The organism is Flavobacterium saliperosum (genome assembly GCF_900100625.1).
In the GTDB taxonomy this organism is placed as follows: domain Bacteria; phylum Bacteroidota; class Bacteroidia; order Flavobacteriales; family Flavobacteriaceae; genus Flavobacterium; species Flavobacterium saliperosum.
The window spans coordinates 481621-499105 of record NZ_FMTY01000003.1; the positions used below are offsets into that span (position 1 = coordinate 481621).

Annotated in this window: 12 protein-coding genes; 8 read left to right on the forward strand and 4 right to left on the reverse strand. The window is 40.5% G+C overall.

Annotated elements, in window-relative coordinates:
* The first annotated feature begins 8 nt into the window (after positions 1-8).
* The 6 genes from BLQ05_RS08555 (at position 9) to secDF (ending at position 11026) form a co-directional block, all read left to right on the forward strand.
* Positions 9-1634, forward strand: coding sequence for an amidohydrolase (locus BLQ05_RS08555; protein ID WP_023576955.1), 1626 nt, complete (start codon positions 9-11; stop codon positions 1632-1634).
* Between the two features lie 365 nt (positions 1635-1999).
* Complete coding sequence (gene asnB, locus BLQ05_RS08560) at positions 2000-3607, forward strand: asparagine synthase B (protein ID WP_023576954.1); 1608 nt, start codon at positions 2000-2002, stop codon at positions 3605-3607.
* A 393-nt stretch (positions 3608-4000) separates the two neighbouring features.
* Complete coding sequence (gyrB, locus tag BLQ05_RS08565) at positions 4001-5941, forward strand: DNA topoisomerase (ATP-hydrolyzing) subunit B (RefSeq protein ID WP_023576953.1); 1941 nt, start codon at positions 4001-4003, stop codon at positions 5939-5941.
* Complete coding sequence (locus BLQ05_RS08570) at positions 5913-6944, forward strand: DUF6588 family protein (protein ID WP_238321147.1); 1032 nt, start codon at positions 5913-5915, stop codon at positions 6942-6944. Before gyrB ends, BLQ05_RS08570 begins: the two co-directional genes overlap by 29 nt.
* Before the next feature lie 53 nt (positions 6945-6997).
* On the forward strand, positions 6998-7933 hold the full coding sequence (locus BLQ05_RS08575) for a malate dehydrogenase (protein ID WP_023576952.1): 936 nt from the start codon (positions 6998-7000) through the stop codon (positions 7931-7933).
* Positions 7934-8071: 138 nt separating this feature from the next.
* Positions 8072-11026 (forward strand): protein translocase subunit SecDF, encoded by a 2955-nt coding sequence (gene secDF, locus BLQ05_RS08580; protein WP_023576951.1) that lies wholly within the window; start codon positions 8072-8074, stop codon positions 11024-11026.
* A 454-nt stretch (positions 11027-11480) separates the two neighbouring features.
* Here the strand turns inward: secDF and lgt are convergent, their stop codons facing one another.
* The 4 genes from lgt to folE all read right to left on the reverse strand — a co-directional run bounded on the left by lgt (position 11481) and on the right by folE (position 15009).
* Complete coding sequence (gene lgt / locus BLQ05_RS08585; RefSeq protein WP_023576950.1) at positions 11481-12413, reverse strand: prolipoprotein diacylglyceryl transferase; 933 nt, start codon at positions 12411-12413, stop codon at positions 11481-11483.
* A gap of 124 nt (positions 12414-12537) precedes the next feature.
* Positions 12538-12762, reverse strand: a complete 225-nt coding sequence (yidD, locus tag BLQ05_RS08590) for a membrane protein insertion efficiency factor YidD (RefSeq protein ID WP_023576949.1) — start codon at positions 12760-12762, stop codon at positions 12538-12540.
* Between the two features lie 64 nt (positions 12763-12826).
* A complete protein-coding gene (cysS, locus tag BLQ05_RS08595; RefSeq protein ID WP_023576948.1) occupies positions 12827-14308 on the reverse strand; it encodes a cysteine--tRNA ligase in 1482 nt (493 codons plus the stop codon).
* Positions 14309-14337: 29 nt separating this feature from the next.
* Positions 14338-15009, reverse strand: coding sequence for a GTP cyclohydrolase I FolE (folE, locus tag BLQ05_RS08600; protein WP_023576947.1), 672 nt, complete (start codon positions 15007-15009; stop codon positions 14338-14340).
* A 441-nt stretch (positions 15010-15450) separates the two neighbouring features.
* Between folE and BLQ05_RS08605 the strand changes: the two genes are divergently transcribed.
* Positions 15451-15819: a hypothetical protein gene (locus tag BLQ05_RS08605; RefSeq protein WP_035654648.1), complete on the forward strand. Its 369-nt coding sequence runs from the start codon at positions 15451-15453 to the stop codon at positions 15817-15819.
* A 5-nt stretch (positions 15820-15824) separates the two neighbouring features.
* The coding region (locus BLQ05_RS08610) for a PKD-like domain-containing protein (protein WP_143000927.1) at positions 15825-17485 on the forward strand (1661 nt) is incomplete at its 3' end.

Genomic DNA, 17485 nt, shown 5'->3' on the forward strand with positions numbered 1-17485 from the left:
TGCTGAAAATGAAACTTAAATTCCTGCTTTTTTCGGTTTTAGTTGCCAATTTCATTCATGCTCAAAAAAAGCAACAAGCTGATGTGATTGTAACCAACGCAACCATTTATACCGTAAACAGAAACTTCGATAAAGCAGAAGCTTTTGCCGTTGCCGAAGGTAAAATCATCGAAATCGGAACTTCGGCAGCCATTCAAAAAAAATACACTTCCCCAAATATAATAAACGCTAAGAACAAATTCGTTTATCCCGGATTTTACGATGCGCATGCCCATTTTTATAGCTACGGAATGAATCTTCAAACCGTCGATTTACGCGGCACCAAAAGTTTTGAGGAAGTAATAGAAAAAGTAATCGCTTTTCAGAAAGAAAAAAACCTGCCTTATATTCAGGGAAGAGGCTGGGATCAGAATGATTGGGCGGTAAAAGAATTTCCAACAAAAGACGCTTTAGATAAACTTTTTCCCAATACACCGGTTGCCATTACCCGAATTGACGGGCACGCGTTGTTGGCCAATTCAAAAGCATTGCAACTCGCCGGAATCACTCCAAAAACCAAAATCGAAGGCGGGCAAATCGAGTTGAAAAACGGACAGTTAACCGGAATTCTAATCGACAATCCCATGGAATTGGTCTACAGCAGTATTCCGAAACCCTCAAAACAAACCCAAGTCAATGCTTTAAAAGCAGCAGAAAAAGTAATGTTCGATTATGGCCTGACTACAATCAACGAAGCGGGTTTGGAGCGTGAAACCATCGATTTGATTGACAGCCTGCAACAGGAAAACCAACTGGACATCAATATTTACGCGATGGTGATGGCTTCCAAAGAAAATGTGGATCATTACACCCAATTGGGGACATATAGAACAGACAAAATCAACGTACGTTCTTTCAAATTTATGGGTGATGGCGCTTTGGGTTCGCGTGGTGCTTGTCTGCACAAGGCTTATTCCGATAAACCCAAGCATTTCGGAGCTTTGCTTTCGCCGATAAAAGACATTCGTCAAATCGCACAACAGATTGCCGATTCGGACTACCAAATGAATACCCACGCGATTGGAGATTCCACCAATACGGTTTTGCTGAAAATTTATAAAGATGTCCTTGCCGGAAAACCCGACAGACGCTGGAAGATAGAACACGCACAAATCATGCAGGAACAGGATTTCGAGTATTTTAAACTCGGCATCATTCCGTCCGTTCAGCCTACACACGCCACGTCCGATATGTATTGGGCTGCCGACAGAGTGGGTAAGGAGCGCATCAAAAATGCCTACGCCTATAAAAAAATGCTAAGTAAAGCCGGATTAATTGCTCTGGGAACGGATTTCCCGATTGAAGAAGTCAACCCGATGTATACCTTTTACGCCGCCGTAGCACGCAAAGACCTGAAGAACTATCCGGAAGGTGGTTTCTTGCCGGAAAATGCCTTAACACGTGAAGAAACATTAAAAGGGATGACCATCTGGGCCGCTTATTCCAATTTCGAAGAAAATGAAAAAGGAAGTCTGGAAGTCGGTAAATGGGCCGATTTTATCATTTTCGATACGGATATCATGACCATGGATATCGACGGCGTGCCGTATGTCAAACCCGCAAACACGTTTGTTAAAGGAAAACAAGTGAAATAAAGCAATACCCCAAGCATAGGTTTGGGATTTTTTTTGGAGCGAATGTCCCGATAGCTATCGGGAGGGCTTATTTGCGATGGCAATTCCTGCTGTCCTTTGCAATTTGTCATTGCGAGCTTGCGCGGCAATCTCACAGTGCCAGGATTTCCTCTCCCATCAGGGCTAAAGGATAAACCTTTTACTTCTTGGATTTGCCTCAAATTACAATCTGTAATCCAAATCGCCTATTTTTAATACAAAATATTTCATATTTATTGTAAATTCAATTTTAAAGTAACAAATTATAATTGAATATCGATTTAAGGTTTAGAATTAAAACTTTATACTGCAATTTTGTTTCATAATAAAACTTAAAGAGAATAATTATGTGCGGAATATTGGCAGTTATAGGAAAAGGAGCAGAGGAAACTTTAGTAAAGCAATTATCCAAAAGAATGTCCCATCGCGGACCCGATGAAAGTGATTTACATGTGACCGAAAAAGGTCATTTTTTGAGCCACGAACGATTATCGATTGTCGATTTACATACCGGAAAACAACCCATTCAGGGAACGGCTTCCGCATGGATGGTGCACAATGGCGAAATCTACAACCATCAAATATTGCGTGAAACAGTTTTAAAACACCATGCGTTCCGCACGACTTCCGATTCCGAAGTAATTGTGCATTTATATGAGGAATTCGGGTATGATTTCTGTGATAAATTAGACGGTATTTTTGCTTTCGTGGTCATCGATGGGGATGATTTTATCGCCGGTCGTGATCCGCTGGGCGTAAAGCCTTTGTATTACGGAAAAGATCAAGAAGGACGTTTGTATTTCGCTTCCGAAATGAAATCCCTTGCCGACCAATGTGAATCGTTTGAAGCTTTTCCTCCGGGACATTTTTACACGCCTAAAACCGGTCTTGTAAAATACTACGAACCCAAATGGGAAGACGAATCAAAAGCGGTTGAAAAACTCGATTTGAAAGCCATTCGCGAAGCCTTAACCGAAGCAGTACGAAAACGTCTGATGAGCGATGTGCCAATCGGAGTGTTGCTTTCCGGCGGTTTGGATTCATCGTTAACCTCCTCAATTGCTTCCCGAATTATGAAAGAGGAAGGCGGACAAAAACTGCATTCCTTCTCGATTGGCTTGGATGCCGATGCTCCGGATGCTGTTGCAGCAAGAGAAGTGGCCGATTTCTTAGGAACGGAACACCACGAAATTCATTTCACGATTGAAGAAGGGATTCAAATTCTGGATAAATTGATCTGGCATCTGGAAACCTATGATGTGACGTCCATTCGCGCGAGCACGCCAATGTATTTTCTTTCAAAAGCAATTACAGATATGGGGATTAAAGTGGTGCTTTCCGGTGAAGGTTCGGATGAGATTTTCGGTGGCTATCTGTATTTCAGAAACGCGCCAAGCGTAGCCGATTTTCAGAAGGAAACCATTGAGCGCGTACAGCGATTATCAACTGCCGATTTGCTTCGCGCCGATAAATCCACAATGGCCCACGGATTGGAAGCTCGCGTGCCGTTTTTGGACAAAGCTTTCCTGGAATTAGCAATCAAAATCCAACCGGAAGAAAAAATGCCGAAAACCTACGACGGCATCGAGAAATACATTCTGCGTAAAGCCTTCGATACGTCGGAACGACCGTATTTACCGGAGCGCATTTTATGGCGTCAGAAAGAACAGTTTTCAGATGGGGTGGGCTATAACTGGATTGATACTTTAATCGACTATTGTGCGTCTCAGGTTACGGATGTTGAATTTGAAAAAGCGGCGGTATTGTTTCCGTACAACACACCGGCAACGAAAGAAGCGTTCTTTTACAGAACGATTTTTCATAAGCATTTTCCTCAGGAAAGTGCGGCCAAAACCGTTCGAAAATGGATTCCGAAATGGCAGTCCAACCAAGATCCGAGCGGAAGAGCCAATGCGGCTCACGTAAAAAGCGACTTTGCTGTTCAAGCAATATGATTTTATAAATGTGATTAGTTTGTTTGTTTAAAGGCGTCGGTAGCAATACCGGCGTTTTTTTCTTCCCCTCCTTTGGAGGGGTGCCCGTAGGGTGGGGTGGTTTTTTACTTCCAAACCAGAAAGAAATAAAGTAACTTCTCAGCCCTGATGGGAGTGGCATCCTTTTGCGGAGCAAAAGATAGAACGTACAGCAGGAACAGGGTTTCCTGACAAGCCCGGACGATTCGCTCCCAAAAACCAAAATCAATATTTTAGTACTCGAGAAAAGGTTAATAAAACAGGTCTTTTTGTTAATAACTTAAACGTTTAAAAGGCTTAATTTTAACTATAAATCATCTTCGTTTTCATATATTTGCTCGTTAGACAAAAAAATACACATTCAGAATATAGATTATGAGCGAAGAAGTAAAGAAACACAATTATTCGGCAGACAGTATTCAGGCACTGGAAGGTATGGAGCACGTAAGAATGCGTCCTTCGATGTACATTGGGGATACGGGAGTTAGAGGTCTTCACCACTTGGTTTATGAAGTAGTGGATAACTCGATTGATGAGGCGTTGGCCGGACATTGCGATACTATTCATGTAACAATTAATGAGGATAATTCGATTACCGTTGAAGATAACGGTCGTGGAATTCCGGTAGATATTCACAAAAAAGAAGGGGTTTCCGCGCTACAGGTTGTAATGACCAAAATTGGTGCCGGAGGTAAATTCGATAAGGATTCCTATAAGGTTTCCGGAGGTTTGCACGGAGTTGGAGTGTCGTGTGTGAACGCGCTTTCCAACCATTTGCGTGCAACGGTTTTCAAAGACGGTAAAATCTATGAGCAGGAGTATGAAAAAGGAAAAGCATTATATCCTGTAAAACAAATCGGGGAAACGGATAAGCGAGGTACTACGGTAACCTTTACTCCGGATGATACGATTTTTACGCAAACCACGGAGTATTCGTATGATACTTTGGCAGCGCGTATGCGTGAGTTGTCGTTCCTGAACAAAGGGATTACGGTTTCGTTAACCGACAGAAGAGAAGTTGATAAAGACGGAAAATTTGCCGGTGAAGTATTCCATTCGAAAGAAGGACTGAAAGAATTCGTTAAGTTCCTGGACGGAAACCGTATTCCGATTATTTCGCATGTAATCAGCATGGAAAATGAAAAAGGCGAAGTTCCGGTGGAAGTGGCCCTGATTTACAATGAAAGTTATTCGGAGAATATTTTCTCTTATGTAAATAATATCAATACGCACGAAGGAGGAACGCATTTGCAGGGTTTCCGTATGGGGTTAACCCGTACGCTGAAAAAATACGCGGATGCTTCGGGTTTGTTGGAAAAGCTGAAGTTTGAAATTTCCGGAGATGACTTCCGTGAAGGTTTAACGGCCATTGTTTCGGTAAAAGTTTCCGAGCCTCAGTTCGAAGGGCAGACCAAAACCAAATTGGGTAACCGTGAAGTGGTTTCTCCGGTAAGTCAGGCAGTAGCCGAGATGCTGGAAAGCTATTTAGAGGAGAATCCGAATGATGCCAAAATCATCGTTCAGAAAGTAATCCTTGCAGCGCAGGCGCGTCATGCGGCGAAAAAAGCCCGTGAAATGGTGCAGCGTAAAACCGTTATGGGTGGCGGTGGATTACCGGGTAAATTGTCCGATTGTTCGGAACAGGATCCGGCAAAATGTGAAGTGTTCTTCGTCGAGGGAGACTCGGCGGGCGGAACGGCTAAACAAGGCCGTGACAGAGCCTTCCAAGCGATCATGCCATTGCGTGGTAAGATTTTGAACGTGGAAAAAGCAATGCATCACAAAGTGTTTGAAAACGAAGAGATTCGAAATATTTTTACGGCATTAGGGGTAACTATCGGAACTGCGGAAGACAGTAAAGCCCTGAACCTTGAAAAATTGCGTTACCATAAAGTAGTCATCATGTGTGATGCCGACGTCGATGGTAGTCATATTGCCACTTTGATTTTGACGTTCTTCTTCCGATACATGCGTGAACTTATCGAAAATGGCTACGTTTACATCGCTACGCCACCATTATATATGGTGAAAAAAGGAAATAAAAAAGAGTACGCCTGGACCGATGCGCAACGTGATGAGATTTCTTCAAGAATGGGTAGTGGATTCACAATCCAGCGTTATAAAGGTCTTGGAGAGATGAACGCGGAACAGTTGTGGGAAACTACGATGAATCCGGAATTCAGAACCCTTCGTCAGATTGGAATTGACAGTTTGGCAGAAGCAGACAGGGTATTCTCGATGCTGATGGGAGACGAAGTTCCGCCACGTAGAGAGTTTATTGAGAAAAATGCGGCTTACGCTAAAATTGATGCGTAAATCGGTTAAAATATCGGTGCTTTTGATGGCTTTTTTGTGTTTTGCAAATAAGGCGCAATCGCAAACATCACAAACCTTTGAAGATATAGGGCATCTGCTTAATGATGCCTTATTCTTTTCCGATCAATACATTACACCGGCTACGGATGCGGCAGTATATCAGGCGGCTTCGGGTTGGATGACTTCACCCAAGAAACGTAAACTTTGGGATGTGACTTTAGGGTTGCATTCTAATGTCTTTTTTGTTCCGAAACGCGACCGAAGTTTCGGAATCAAGAACAGCGATTTTTCTTTTTTTCAGATTGAAGGAGCCACCTCGGCTACGGTGCCAACGGCTATGGGGAATGATTCTCAGGTTTATTTGGTGGGGGATTTGGATGGCGAGGAAATCCGATTGAAAAGTCCGGAAGGAATCGATCAGGAAACCATTTTTTATCCTTACCTGCAAGGTTCTGTCGGGTTATGGTTCGGAACGGAAGCATTGGTGAAATATTCCACCAAAACCAAGTTGAAAAAAGGCGATTATCAGGTGTACGGCTTCGGATTGAAACATAATTTCAGTCAGTATTTCAAGAAACTGGAAGCGAATAAAATCCATTTGGCTGTTTTGGCAGTGTATTCAAAAGAAGACATCAGTTTTGATTTCATATCGATTCCCACACAATACGGAAGCCTTGGTATTAACCGACTTAACGGTTTGGTGGATACCTGGCAGTTTCAGGTGAACGGTTCCAAAGAATTTAAAAATTTTGAACTGATGGCCGGAATTATTGCCAATACAAGCAAGTTCAAATATGTGGTAGGTGGGGAAAAAGGGGAGACTGAAGAGGTTATCCCGCTTCAGGAAATTTTGAACAAAAGACTGGAAGAGATTTACAAAACCAAGACGAATGTTATCGGTGAGATTTCCGGGCGGTATCAGATCAAAAAAGTGTATCTGCAATCGGTAATCGGATTCGGAAAGTTTGTTAATACCAACTTTTCCGTTCAATATGAATTTTAAATTTAATATATTTATCACTTTATAAATAACCAACCCAAAAATTATATAATATCATGAAAGTAACGATAGTTGGCGCAGGAAATGTAGGAGCCACTTGTGCGGATGTAATTTCATACAGAGGAATTGCAAGTGAGGTAGTTTTGTTAGATATCAAAGAAGGTTTTGCTGAAGGTAAGGCTATGGATATTTCGCAATGTGCAACAACAACAGGTTTTAACACTCGCGTTTCGGGAAGTACAAACGATTATTCGAAAACAGCAGGAAGTGATGTAGTGGTGATTACATCAGGTATTCCTAGAAAACCGGGAATGACTCGTGAAGAGTTGATCGGAATCAACGCCGGAATTGTGAAAACAGTGGCAGATAACGTGTTACAGCATTCTTCAAACGCAATTATAGTTGTGGTTTCCAATCCAATGGATACCATGACCTATTTAACTTTAAAAGCGACGGGATTGCCTAAAAACAGAATCATCGGAATGGGTGGTGCTTTAGACAGTTCGCGTTTCAAATATTATTTATCAAAAGCGTTAAACAAACCGGCTAATGATGTGGACGGAATGGTTATCGGTGGTCATGGTGACACAACCATGATTCCTTTAACGCGTTTGGCTTCGTACTGTGGAACTCCGGTTTCAACCTATCTTTCTCAGGAAGAAATGGATAAAGTGGCAGCGGATACTATGGTAGGTGGTGCTACTTTAACAGGATTGTTGGGAACTTCAGCCTGGTATGCTCCCGGAGCTTCGGTGGCGTATTTGGTAGACAGCATCCTAAACGATCAACGTAAAATGATTCCGTGTTCGGTTTTCCTTGAGGGAGAATACGGTCAGGAAGATATCTGTATGGGTGTGCCTTGTATCATCGGTAAAAACGGAATCGAAGCGATTGTGGATATTAAATTAAATGATACAGAAAAAGCCGCTTTTGCTAAAAGTGCCGACGCAGTTCGCGCTATGAACGCCGATTTGAAATCGGTTTTGGCATAATATTGCAACAAAATATTGAGAAGACTGCTTCGGGCAGTCTTTTTTTTGGATATAATTAAGAAATAAATTGGTAAATAATACTGTAAAGTATATATTTGCTCGTTTTTGAAAAAAAAGAATAATTAATTTTTAGTAATAATGCAGAATAAAGGACTTATTAAATTTTTTGCAATTTTATTTGCATTGGTAAGTATTTACCAACTTTCCTTCACAGTTGTTACCAATAATATCGAAAGTAAAGCAAAAGAATTCGCTCACGGTGATTCTAAAAAAGAACTGTTTTACTTAGACTCTATTGGTAAAGAAAAAGTGTTTTTGGGGCATACATTTAACGATGTAAGAGCAAAACAGATCAACAAGGGTCTTGACCTTGAAGGCGGTATTAACGTAACGCTTCAGATTTCGGTTAAAGACGTATTGAAAGGATTGGCAAACAATTCAAAAAATCCGGTTTTCAACCAGGCTTTAGCAGAAGCTACAAAAAACAGAGAAGGAAATCAGGATTACCTGGATGCTTTCTTTATTGCTTTTGACAAAGTTTCCAACGGAACAACAAAATTATCATCCCCTGAAATTTTTGCCAACAGAAATTTAAGTGAGATTAATTTTAAAATGTCGGATAATGAAACGAAAACCATTATCAGAAAGAAAGTTGGTGAGTCTATCGAGAGTGCTTTCAACGTATTGAGAGAGCGTATCGACAAATTCGGTGTTACACAACCAAACATTCAAAAATTAGGGGAGTCAGGAAGAATCTTGGTAGAACTTCCTGGTGCTAAAGATATCGACCGTATCCAGAAATTATTACAAAGTACCGCTCAATTAGAGTTTTGGGAAACGTACAAAACCGACGAAATTTCTAATTTCTTAATGGCAGCTAACGAAGCTTTAAAGAAAACGGAAAAACCGGTATTGGATAAAGCGGCTCCAAAAACTTCTGATATTGACTCTTTGTTGACTTCAAAAGCAAATGATTCGACTGCGGTTAAAAAAGGAAACAATCCTTTATTGGATTTAGTAAAAGGTGGCGGACAACAAGGTGGTCCGGTTTTGGCTTACTTTAATCCAAAAGATACCGCTAAAGTAAATGCGTATTTAAAAAGAGAAGATATTCGCGCTTTATTGCCTGCAGAACAGCGTTTCGCTCGTTTTGTATGGGGTAAATTAAATTCAAAAACTCCTGATGTTGTTGAGTTATATGCGCTTAAAACAAACAGAAGTGGTATTCCTCCATTAAGTGGTGGTGTTATTGTTGATGCTTCCGAGTCTTTTGACCAAATGGGAAGACCTTCAGTAACCATGCAAATGAATGCTTCCGGAGCAAAATCTTGGGAAGAATTAACTGGAAAAGCATTTACACAGCAAAGTAATATTGCTATTGTATTGGATAATATCGTTTATTCTGCGCCGGGTGTTTCTACCGGACCAATTGCAGGTGGGCGTTCAGAAATTTCAGGTGTTTTCGATGTAACGGAAACCAAAGACTTAGCTAACATTTTAAGAGCGGGTAAATTACCGGCTTCTGCAGAGATTGTACAATCAGAAGTAGTTGGTCCATCTTTGGGTCAGCAGGCTATTGATAACGGTATCATGTCTTCTGTAGTAGGTTTGCTATTGGTATGTTTATGGATGGTGGTTTATTATGGTAGAGCAGGTTGGTATGCTAACGTTGCTTTATTGGTGAACTTACTGTTCTTATTCGGAATCTTGGCAAGTTTAGGTGCGGTGTTAACGTTGCCTGGTATTGCTGGTATCGTATTAACAATGGGTACGGCAGTAGATGCGAACATCATTATCTATGAAAGAGCCAAAGAAGAATTAAGATCGGGTAAATCACTTTTAGACTCCATTATCACTTCTTATAGCTGGCATGGTGCGATGCGTTCTATCATTGATGCGAACGTTACGCATATCCTTACTGGTTTGATCCTTTTCATTTTCGGAACAGGACCAATCAAAGGTTTCGCAACGACATTGTTAATTGGTGTATTCACTTCATTGTTCACGGCTATTTTCATCGCAAGAATGTTCTTGGATAAAGATGCGGCTGCAGGAAGAAAAATTACATTCACTACGAGTCTTTCTAAAAATTGGTTTACCAACTTTAACTATAATTTCTTAGGCGCGAAAAAATGGACTTATGCCATTTCCAGTCTTATCGTTATCGGTAGCTGTATTTCATTTGCTGTAAACGGATTGGATGAAGGGGTTGACTTCGTTGGAGGTAGAACCTTCCAGGTAAAATTTGAAAAACCGGTTACGCCTTCTGAAATTTCTGAAGAATTAGGAAAAGAGTTTGGTGTAAACGTAGAAGTGAAACAATTTGGTGCCGCTAATCAAATGCGAATCATTACCAAATATAAAGTTCAGGAAGTTGGCGCTGGTGTAGATAAGGAAGTAAATGAGAAATTGTATAACGGTTTGAAAAAACATTATTCTAACAATATTTCTTACGATCAGTTCATCAACACGGCTGAAGGTAAAACATTAGGAGTGGTTTCTGCATCTAAAGTAAGCGCTTCGGTTTCGGATGATATCAAGACGAATTCTTATTGGGCTGTATTGGGAGCCATGTTAGTGGTAGGTTTATACCTTGCAATTTCATTCCGCAAATGGCAGTATTCCTTAGGCGCAATTGCTGCTGTGGCACACGACGTAATTTTCGTATTGGGAGTGTACTCGTTATGTTATAAATTCATGCCTTTCCATATGGAAATGGATCAGCATTTCATTGCGGCGATTCTTACCGTTATCGGATACTCCATGAATGACACCGTAATTGTATTCGACCGTATCCGTGAGTTCATCGGCGGAAATACAAAAGGGGATTTCAATAAAATCGTAAACGATTCGATTAATACAACGTTATCAAGAACCATCAACACCTCTTTAACGATGATTATGGTATTGGCAATTATGTTTGTATTCGGTGGTGAGTCCATTCGTGGTTTCATCTTCGCAATGCTAATCGGTATCGGTGTTGGGACTTACTCATCTTTATTCCTAGCGACTCCGGTATTAGTGGATACTATGCCTAAAGCGGATAAGAAAGAAGTGGAAAGACTTCATGAAGAAGCTAATCAAGTAGCATAATCAAACTTCGCGATATATCAAAAGCTGCTCATTTATGGGCAGCTTTTTTGTTTTTAAGACAGTGAAGTTGGTTCTTGGTTTGCAATGGTAATTCCTGCCATCCGTTCCCAAATGAAATTCACGGAACTCCAAAATAAAATAATACTTTGTGAAGTAATCTGCCATTGCGAGTTTGCTAAGCAATCTCACAAAGTCAGGATTTCCACTGCTGTCAGGAGTAGCGGGGAACCATTTTATTTGTCGGGGAAGACACTGCTTAACATGAAGATAATAGTAAGCAGATTGAAGTTAGGTTCCGTTGTCTTCCCGGTACTGCTTTAGAACGCTTTTTTAAGCCTGTCTCGGAAAGAAGTATAAGTTGAGTAAATGATTTGGTGTAAACGACCTTGTTACTTTTAAAGCATAAAAAAATCCCACCATGTGAAACACGTGGTGGGATTTTACATTTTTATAATTATGAATTGCTGTTTTCTCTTTGCTTCGCTTTAAATATCATGTAAAAGCCGATTGCGATAAAAGGGATGCTCAGCCATTGTCCGGTAGAGAAAACGCCGAGAGCGCTCTCAAAACCACCCTGACTCTCCTTTACAAACTCAACCACAAAACGAACGGTCCAAAGCAGAATGAGAAACAGTCCGAATAAGTAGCCTTGTTTCTCGCGAGCGTTGGTTTTCCAATACAGGTAAAACAATATCCCAAATACAACTACATAACCAATGGCTTCATACAATTGTGCAGGGTGTTTCGGTAACACGTGTTCCAGTAAATTGGCAAACTGCGCATTGGTTTCAATCGCATTGTAAGCCTGATTAGGATCTTGTAATCCCGTTGCCTGCATCGCTTCTCTTGGGGTGTATTGGTCTCTGATGAATCGGATTCCTAAAGCTGACTCCGTTTTATTTCCAACAATTTCCGAATTGAAAAAGTTACCCAAACGGACAAAAATGGCACCACTGGAAACCGGAAGTACAATGCGGTCCAATATCCAAAGCAGGGGTTTGTTGATGATTTTTTTGCTGTAAAAATACATTACCAGAATAATGGCAATGGCAGCGCCGTGACTTGCTAATCCTGCAAATCCGGTGAATTCAAACTCAGGACTGAATCGGAATGGCAATAAAATTTCAGCGGGATGATCTTTAAAATAATCCCAATCGTAAAAGAAAACATGTCCTAAACGCGCCCCGATTAATGTGGCAAAAACGGTGTAAATAAATAACGAATCCAGTTTTTCAAGCGATTCACCCTCTCTTTCATAAATGTTTTTCATAATGTACCAGCCCAGTCCAAAAGCGATGATGAACATTAAACTGTAAAAACGAATCATGAAAAAACCTAAGTCGATTCCTTCGGAAGGATTCCAAATCATGTGTAAAGCGTGTGTCATATTGTAAGTGTATTCTTTGTATCGGTAAATATAATTATAATTGGTTTAACGAAAAGGTTAAATTTTAATTCCTAAAATCCAATTCCTAATTCTTTATTCTGCAATCTGCAATCTGCAATCTGTTTCACGGAACCGGGTCATAACCACTGCCACCCCAGGGATGACAACTTCCGATTCGTTTTACAGCCAGCCATCCACCTTTGAAAAGGCCGTGTTTTTTTAGCGCTTCCACCGTGTAATGGGAACAGGTAGGCGAGTAGCGACAAACGCCCGGAGTATAAGGGGAAATAGCCACCTGATAAAACCGAATCAGCAGTACGAAAGGAAATATGATGATTTTTTTAAACATGTGCTTCAAAAAAAATGATGAAGTAAAGATACTCCATCATTTGCGTTTTTGTGTGAAATCAGAACTAAAGGCTAAAAGTGGTCCCGTCTTTTCCGTCTTTTAATTGGATGCCCAATTCCAGTAATTTGTCGCGAATTTCATCGGATAATCCCCAGTTTTTATTGGCTCTGGCTTCATTTCGCATACCAATCAGCATGTTAACTACGCCTTCCAGTTTGTCGCTGTTGACAGTACTGTCATTTTTATCCTGCAAGCCCAAAACATCGTGAACAAAAGCGAAAAGGGTCTTTTTGAAAGTTTCCAAATCAGCTGGACTAAGGCTTTCTTTTCCGTCTTTCATTAAATTGATGTAACGAACCGCTTCAAATAATTGTGCAATCAGAATCGGACTGTTGAAATCGTCGTTCATCGCATCATAACAGCTTTGTTTCCAGGAATTCACATCGAAAGAGGATGTGACTCCGGCCTGAATTTCTTTCAAATCCGAAAGGGCTTCCATTAATCGGTTGTATCCTTTTTCGGAAGCTAACATCCCTTCATTGGAAATATCCAGGATGCTTCTGTAATGGGCCTGTAAAAAACAGAAACGCACCACGCTCGGATGAAACGCTTTTTCGAAAAAGGTATTTTCTCCATTGAATAATTCCATCGGGAGGATATAATTCCCGGTCGATTTACTCATTCGTTGTCCGTTCATGGTCAGCATGTTGGCGTGCATCCAGTAATTTACCGGAGAAGTTCCGTTACAGGCTTTTCCTTGGGCAATTTCACATTCGTGATGTGGGAATTTCAAATCCATTCCGCCACCGTGAATGTCAAACCGTTGACCCAAATATTTTGTACTCATCGCCGTACATTCCAGATGCCATCCGGGGAAACCATCACCCCATGGGGACGACCAACGCATGATGTGCGCCGGGGAAGCTTTTTTCCATAAGGCAAAATCGGCAGCATTTCTTTTCTCATCCTGACCGTCCAAATCACGAGTGTTGGCAAGTAATTCGTCGATGTTTCGGTTACTCAGTTCGCCGTAATTTAGCCCTCTTTTGTTGTATTCCAGTACGTCAAAATAAACGGAACCGTTGCTTTCGTATGCAAAACCGGTTTCTATTAATTTCTGCGTAATTTCAATTTGCTCCAGAATATGTCCGGTAGCGGTAGGTTCAATGTTTGGAGGTAGCAGGTTGAACAATTCCAAAACCTTATGAAAGTCAACCGTATATTTCTGAACCACTTCCATAGGCTCCAGCTTTTCAAGACGGGATTGTTTCACAAAGCGATCGTTATCTACATTACCGTCGTCGGTTAGATGACCGGCATCCGTAATGTTTCGGATGTAGCGTACTTTGTACTCCAAATGTTTGATGTATCGGTAAATCATATCAAAAGACATGAAAGTTCTACAATTTCCCAAATGCACATTGCTGTATACGGTTGGTCCGCACACATACATCCCTACATGTCCTTCATGAATAGGGTTGAAAAGTTCTTTTTCTCCGGAAAGTGAATTGTAAAGCTTTAACGTCTGATTTTGATATAAGTGCATATACTTTCTTGATTTAGCTATTTACTAAATTAAAATGTGGTGTCTAATTTGATGTAATCCAAAAACTCACGACGTACTTTGTCTTCTTTGAATTTTCCCCCGAATTCGGCTGTTACGGTGCTGCTTTCGATATCGCGAATACCACGGGAATTTACGCAAAGATGTTTCGCATCGATTACGCAGGCAACGTCATCAGTGTTTAAAACTCTTTGTAATTCCTGAACAATCTGAATCGTTAAACGTTCCTGTACCTGAGGTCTTTTGGCGAAATAATCCACTATACGGTTCATTTTCGATAAACCGACTACGGTTCCGTTGGAGATATAAGCCACATGAGCGCGACCTACAATAGGTAAGAGGTGGTGTTCACAGGTTGAGTATACGGTAATGTTTTTTTCGACTAACATTTCACCATACTTGTACTTGTTTTCAAAGGTCGAAGAACTTGGTTTTTTGTTTGGATGAAGTCCGCCGAATATCTCTTTTACAAACATTTTGGCCACACGGTTTGGAGTACCTTTCAGACTGTCGTCAGTTAAGTCTAAACCAAGTGTATTCAATATGTTTTCCACGTCCTTTTTAATGAGGCTTATTTTTTCGTCGTCAGTTATGTCAAAAGCATTAGAACGTAAAGGAGTTTGAGCATTTGTGCCTACATGATTTTCTCCTAACGGATCGTTCAAATCGTCGTTGTGAATCATTATGGATATTTTGAGTTAAAAAGTTACCACGCAAAGATAATTAATTAATATGAAATGCCTGTTATCGTTAAAATGTTAATTAAAACAGTTGAAATGTATTACAACAGAGCGTTGTTTTTTAACAAAAACAAGTTTTTTTGTGTAATGATTTCCTTTCGGAAGCATCGTGTTTATTGGTATTTTTAATAATGTTTGTAAGGTTTTGAAATAAATTTGCGAATGTATTTTTTTTAATCATAAAGTTTTGCATATTTGTTAATTAACAAAATATTAATATTTCATTTAAAAAAATAATATTTATAGACAGAAAGCTACACTTACTTCTTTTTTTTCTTTTATGAAGTTTTACTAGTTAGTAAATCGTGTTTTCATGTCTGTTTTTTTTATTTATAAATTGGAATGTTTACCAACAAACTATAATTCCAAATATTAAAAACCATTATGAAAAAAGTTTTACTACTTATTCTGACAATGTTTTGTTTCTCTCTTTATTCTCAAACTAAGGGAGAAAAATTCACAATCTTAAAAATTGGAAATAAATACTCTAAGGAGACTATCGTATCTGCCTTTTCAAAAGCAGACATGTGTGGTAATTTTTATTTCTCAAAACCGAACGATATTACGTTGGATGACGGAGCCGTTGTCAGGTTTTTATCCAAAACAGAACAGGGTTTAACTTCTAATTTATCAGATCAGTGTTTTGTTGTTGATAATTATAAGTTTGATAAGATTGTTTGGTCAATCTCACCTAATGGCTTTGTGGCAAAGGGTCATGCAGTTCGTCCAAATAAAGCATACATTAAAGAATAAGTAGCATGAAGAACTTTATAAATAAAATAGTTTTATCGGTTATATTCGTAACCGTTTTCGGCTCATTATCATGGGCTCAACCCGCAAATGATAATTGTAATGCAGCGACTAGTTTTGGTTCTTTACCAACTCCGGGGGCCTGTGTCGCAGGTCTTCAAAATGGAGCAACAACAACCCTGAGTAATCAGACTACAGTGGGAGCAACGGGAGCAAATCCTTATGTTTATCTTACTGGATGTTCAGGAGGAGGGAATATGCAGTCTCCTGCGTTGGATACCTGGTACAGTTTTGTTGCAACCGGAACTACAGTTAATATTGCGATTGCAGGTTTTCCAAGTGCCAGTATCGGAGTTTGGACAGGAAGTAATTGTAACAATCTTACTGGAGTTGCTTGTACAAACATCGGTGGAGGTGGAAACGGAACTTTGACTGTGCCTTCAATAACAGTAGGAACTACGTATTATATTCAAATAAGCGGTGGTACAACAAGTGCAACCGATGCTAATTTTTCCATCACATTAGATAATGATATTGATTGTGATGACTGTTTACGTGCTAGTACATTGACAGCTTCACCGCTACCTGTAAACGGGACCTATTCTCCGGGACAGGTGGTTCGTTTTTGTTATACAGTGACTGAATGGAATCAAACAAACACTAACTGGTTTCATGGTGTTCAGATTGCTATGGGACCCGGATGGACAGGGACAATTACTAACGCAACTCCTGCGGCAACTTGTCAAAATATTCCTGGACCTGGATCTGATGGTACTTGGCTATTCTTTCCTTCAGGTTATGGTTCGTGGGGACCTGGATTTTATTTTGATACACCCGATGCGGGTACAGCTGCGAGTGATAACTTTGGAGACAACTGTTCGGGTACTGGTTTAAGTTGGACATTTTGTTGGGATTTAACAGTTAGTTCTACCTGTGTTGCTGGTCAAAACCTTGGAGTTACAGTCAGCACGAGTGGTGATGGGGAATCAGGTTCATGGTCAAGCCCTGCATGTGGCACCGATCCAGCCAATAACTTTACAGCTGTAATGTCTCCTGGTCCGGTAATGACTAGTGCTGCAGCTGTCACGATTTGTAGTAATCAATCTGTTGGTCTTGCTCTAACAGCTAACATACCATCAACTTTTTCATGGATTGCTACAGCAAATCCAAATGTTACAGGAGAAAGTACTACTGCGCAAAGCGGAAGTACAATTAATAATATATTGGTTAATACGACAAGTGTAGTACAGGTAGTTACTTATACGGTAACACCAACTTCAAGTCCGGGAGGGTGTTTGGGAACGCCACAAACAGTTTTAGTGACAGTAAATCCGAGTCCAACGGCAACGATTAGTTACGCTACACCATTCTGTACGACTGTGGCCACTGCTCAGGCGGTAACCTTAACGGGAACAGGTGCATATACGGGCGGAACATATTCTTCCACAGCAGGCTTAACCATTAATGCTGCTACGGGAGCCATTACTCCAAGCACGAGTACTCCGGGAACCTATACGGTAACGTACACGATTCCGGCCAGTGGCGGTTGTGCTGCGGTTCCAGTAACCACCAGTGTTACCATTGTTGCAGCACCAACAGCAACGATTAGTTACGCTACACCATTCTGTACCACTGTGGGTACTGCTCAGGCGGTAACCTTAACGGGAAC

Bases quoted from the DNA above. Each gene is read 5' to 3' on its own strand.
- BLQ05_RS08555 (WP_023576955.1), top strand. From the start codon at position 9: ATGAAACTTAAATTCCTGCTTTTTTCGGTTTTAGTTGCCAATTTCATT.
- gyrB (WP_023576953.1), top strand. From the start codon at position 4,001: ATGAGCGAAGAAGTAAAGAAACACAATTATTCGGCAGACAGTATTCAG.
- yidD (WP_023576949.1), bottom strand. From the start codon at position 12,762: ATGTTTAAAAAAATCATCATATTTCCTTTCGTACTGCTGATTCGGTTT.
- folE (WP_023576947.1), bottom strand. From the start codon at position 15,009: ATGATTCACAACGACGATTTGAACGATCCGTTAGGAGAAAATCATGTA.
- secDF (WP_023576951.1), top strand. From the start codon at position 8,072: ATGCAGAATAAAGGACTTATTAAATTTTTTGCAATTTTATTTGCATTG.
- lgt (WP_023576950.1), bottom strand. From the start codon at position 12,413: ATGACACACGCTTTACACATGATTTGGAATCCTTCCGAAGGAATCGAC.
- BLQ05_RS08575 (WP_023576952.1), top strand. From the start codon at position 6,998: ATGAAAGTAACGATAGTTGGCGCAGGAAATGTAGGAGCCACTTGTGCG.
- asnB (WP_023576954.1), top strand. From the start codon at position 2,000: ATGTGCGGAATATTGGCAGTTATAGGAAAAGGAGCAGAGGAAACTTTA.
- cysS (WP_023576948.1), bottom strand. From the start codon at position 14,308: ATGCACTTATATCAAAATCAGACGTTAAAGCTTTACAATTCACTTTCC.
- BLQ05_RS08570 (WP_238321147.1), top strand. From the start codon at position 5,913: ATGCGGCTTACGCTAAAATTGATGCGTAAATCGGTTAAAATATCGGTG.
- BLQ05_RS08605 (WP_035654648.1), top strand. From the start codon at position 15,451: ATGAAAAAAGTTTTACTACTTATTCTGACAATGTTTTGTTTCTCTCTT.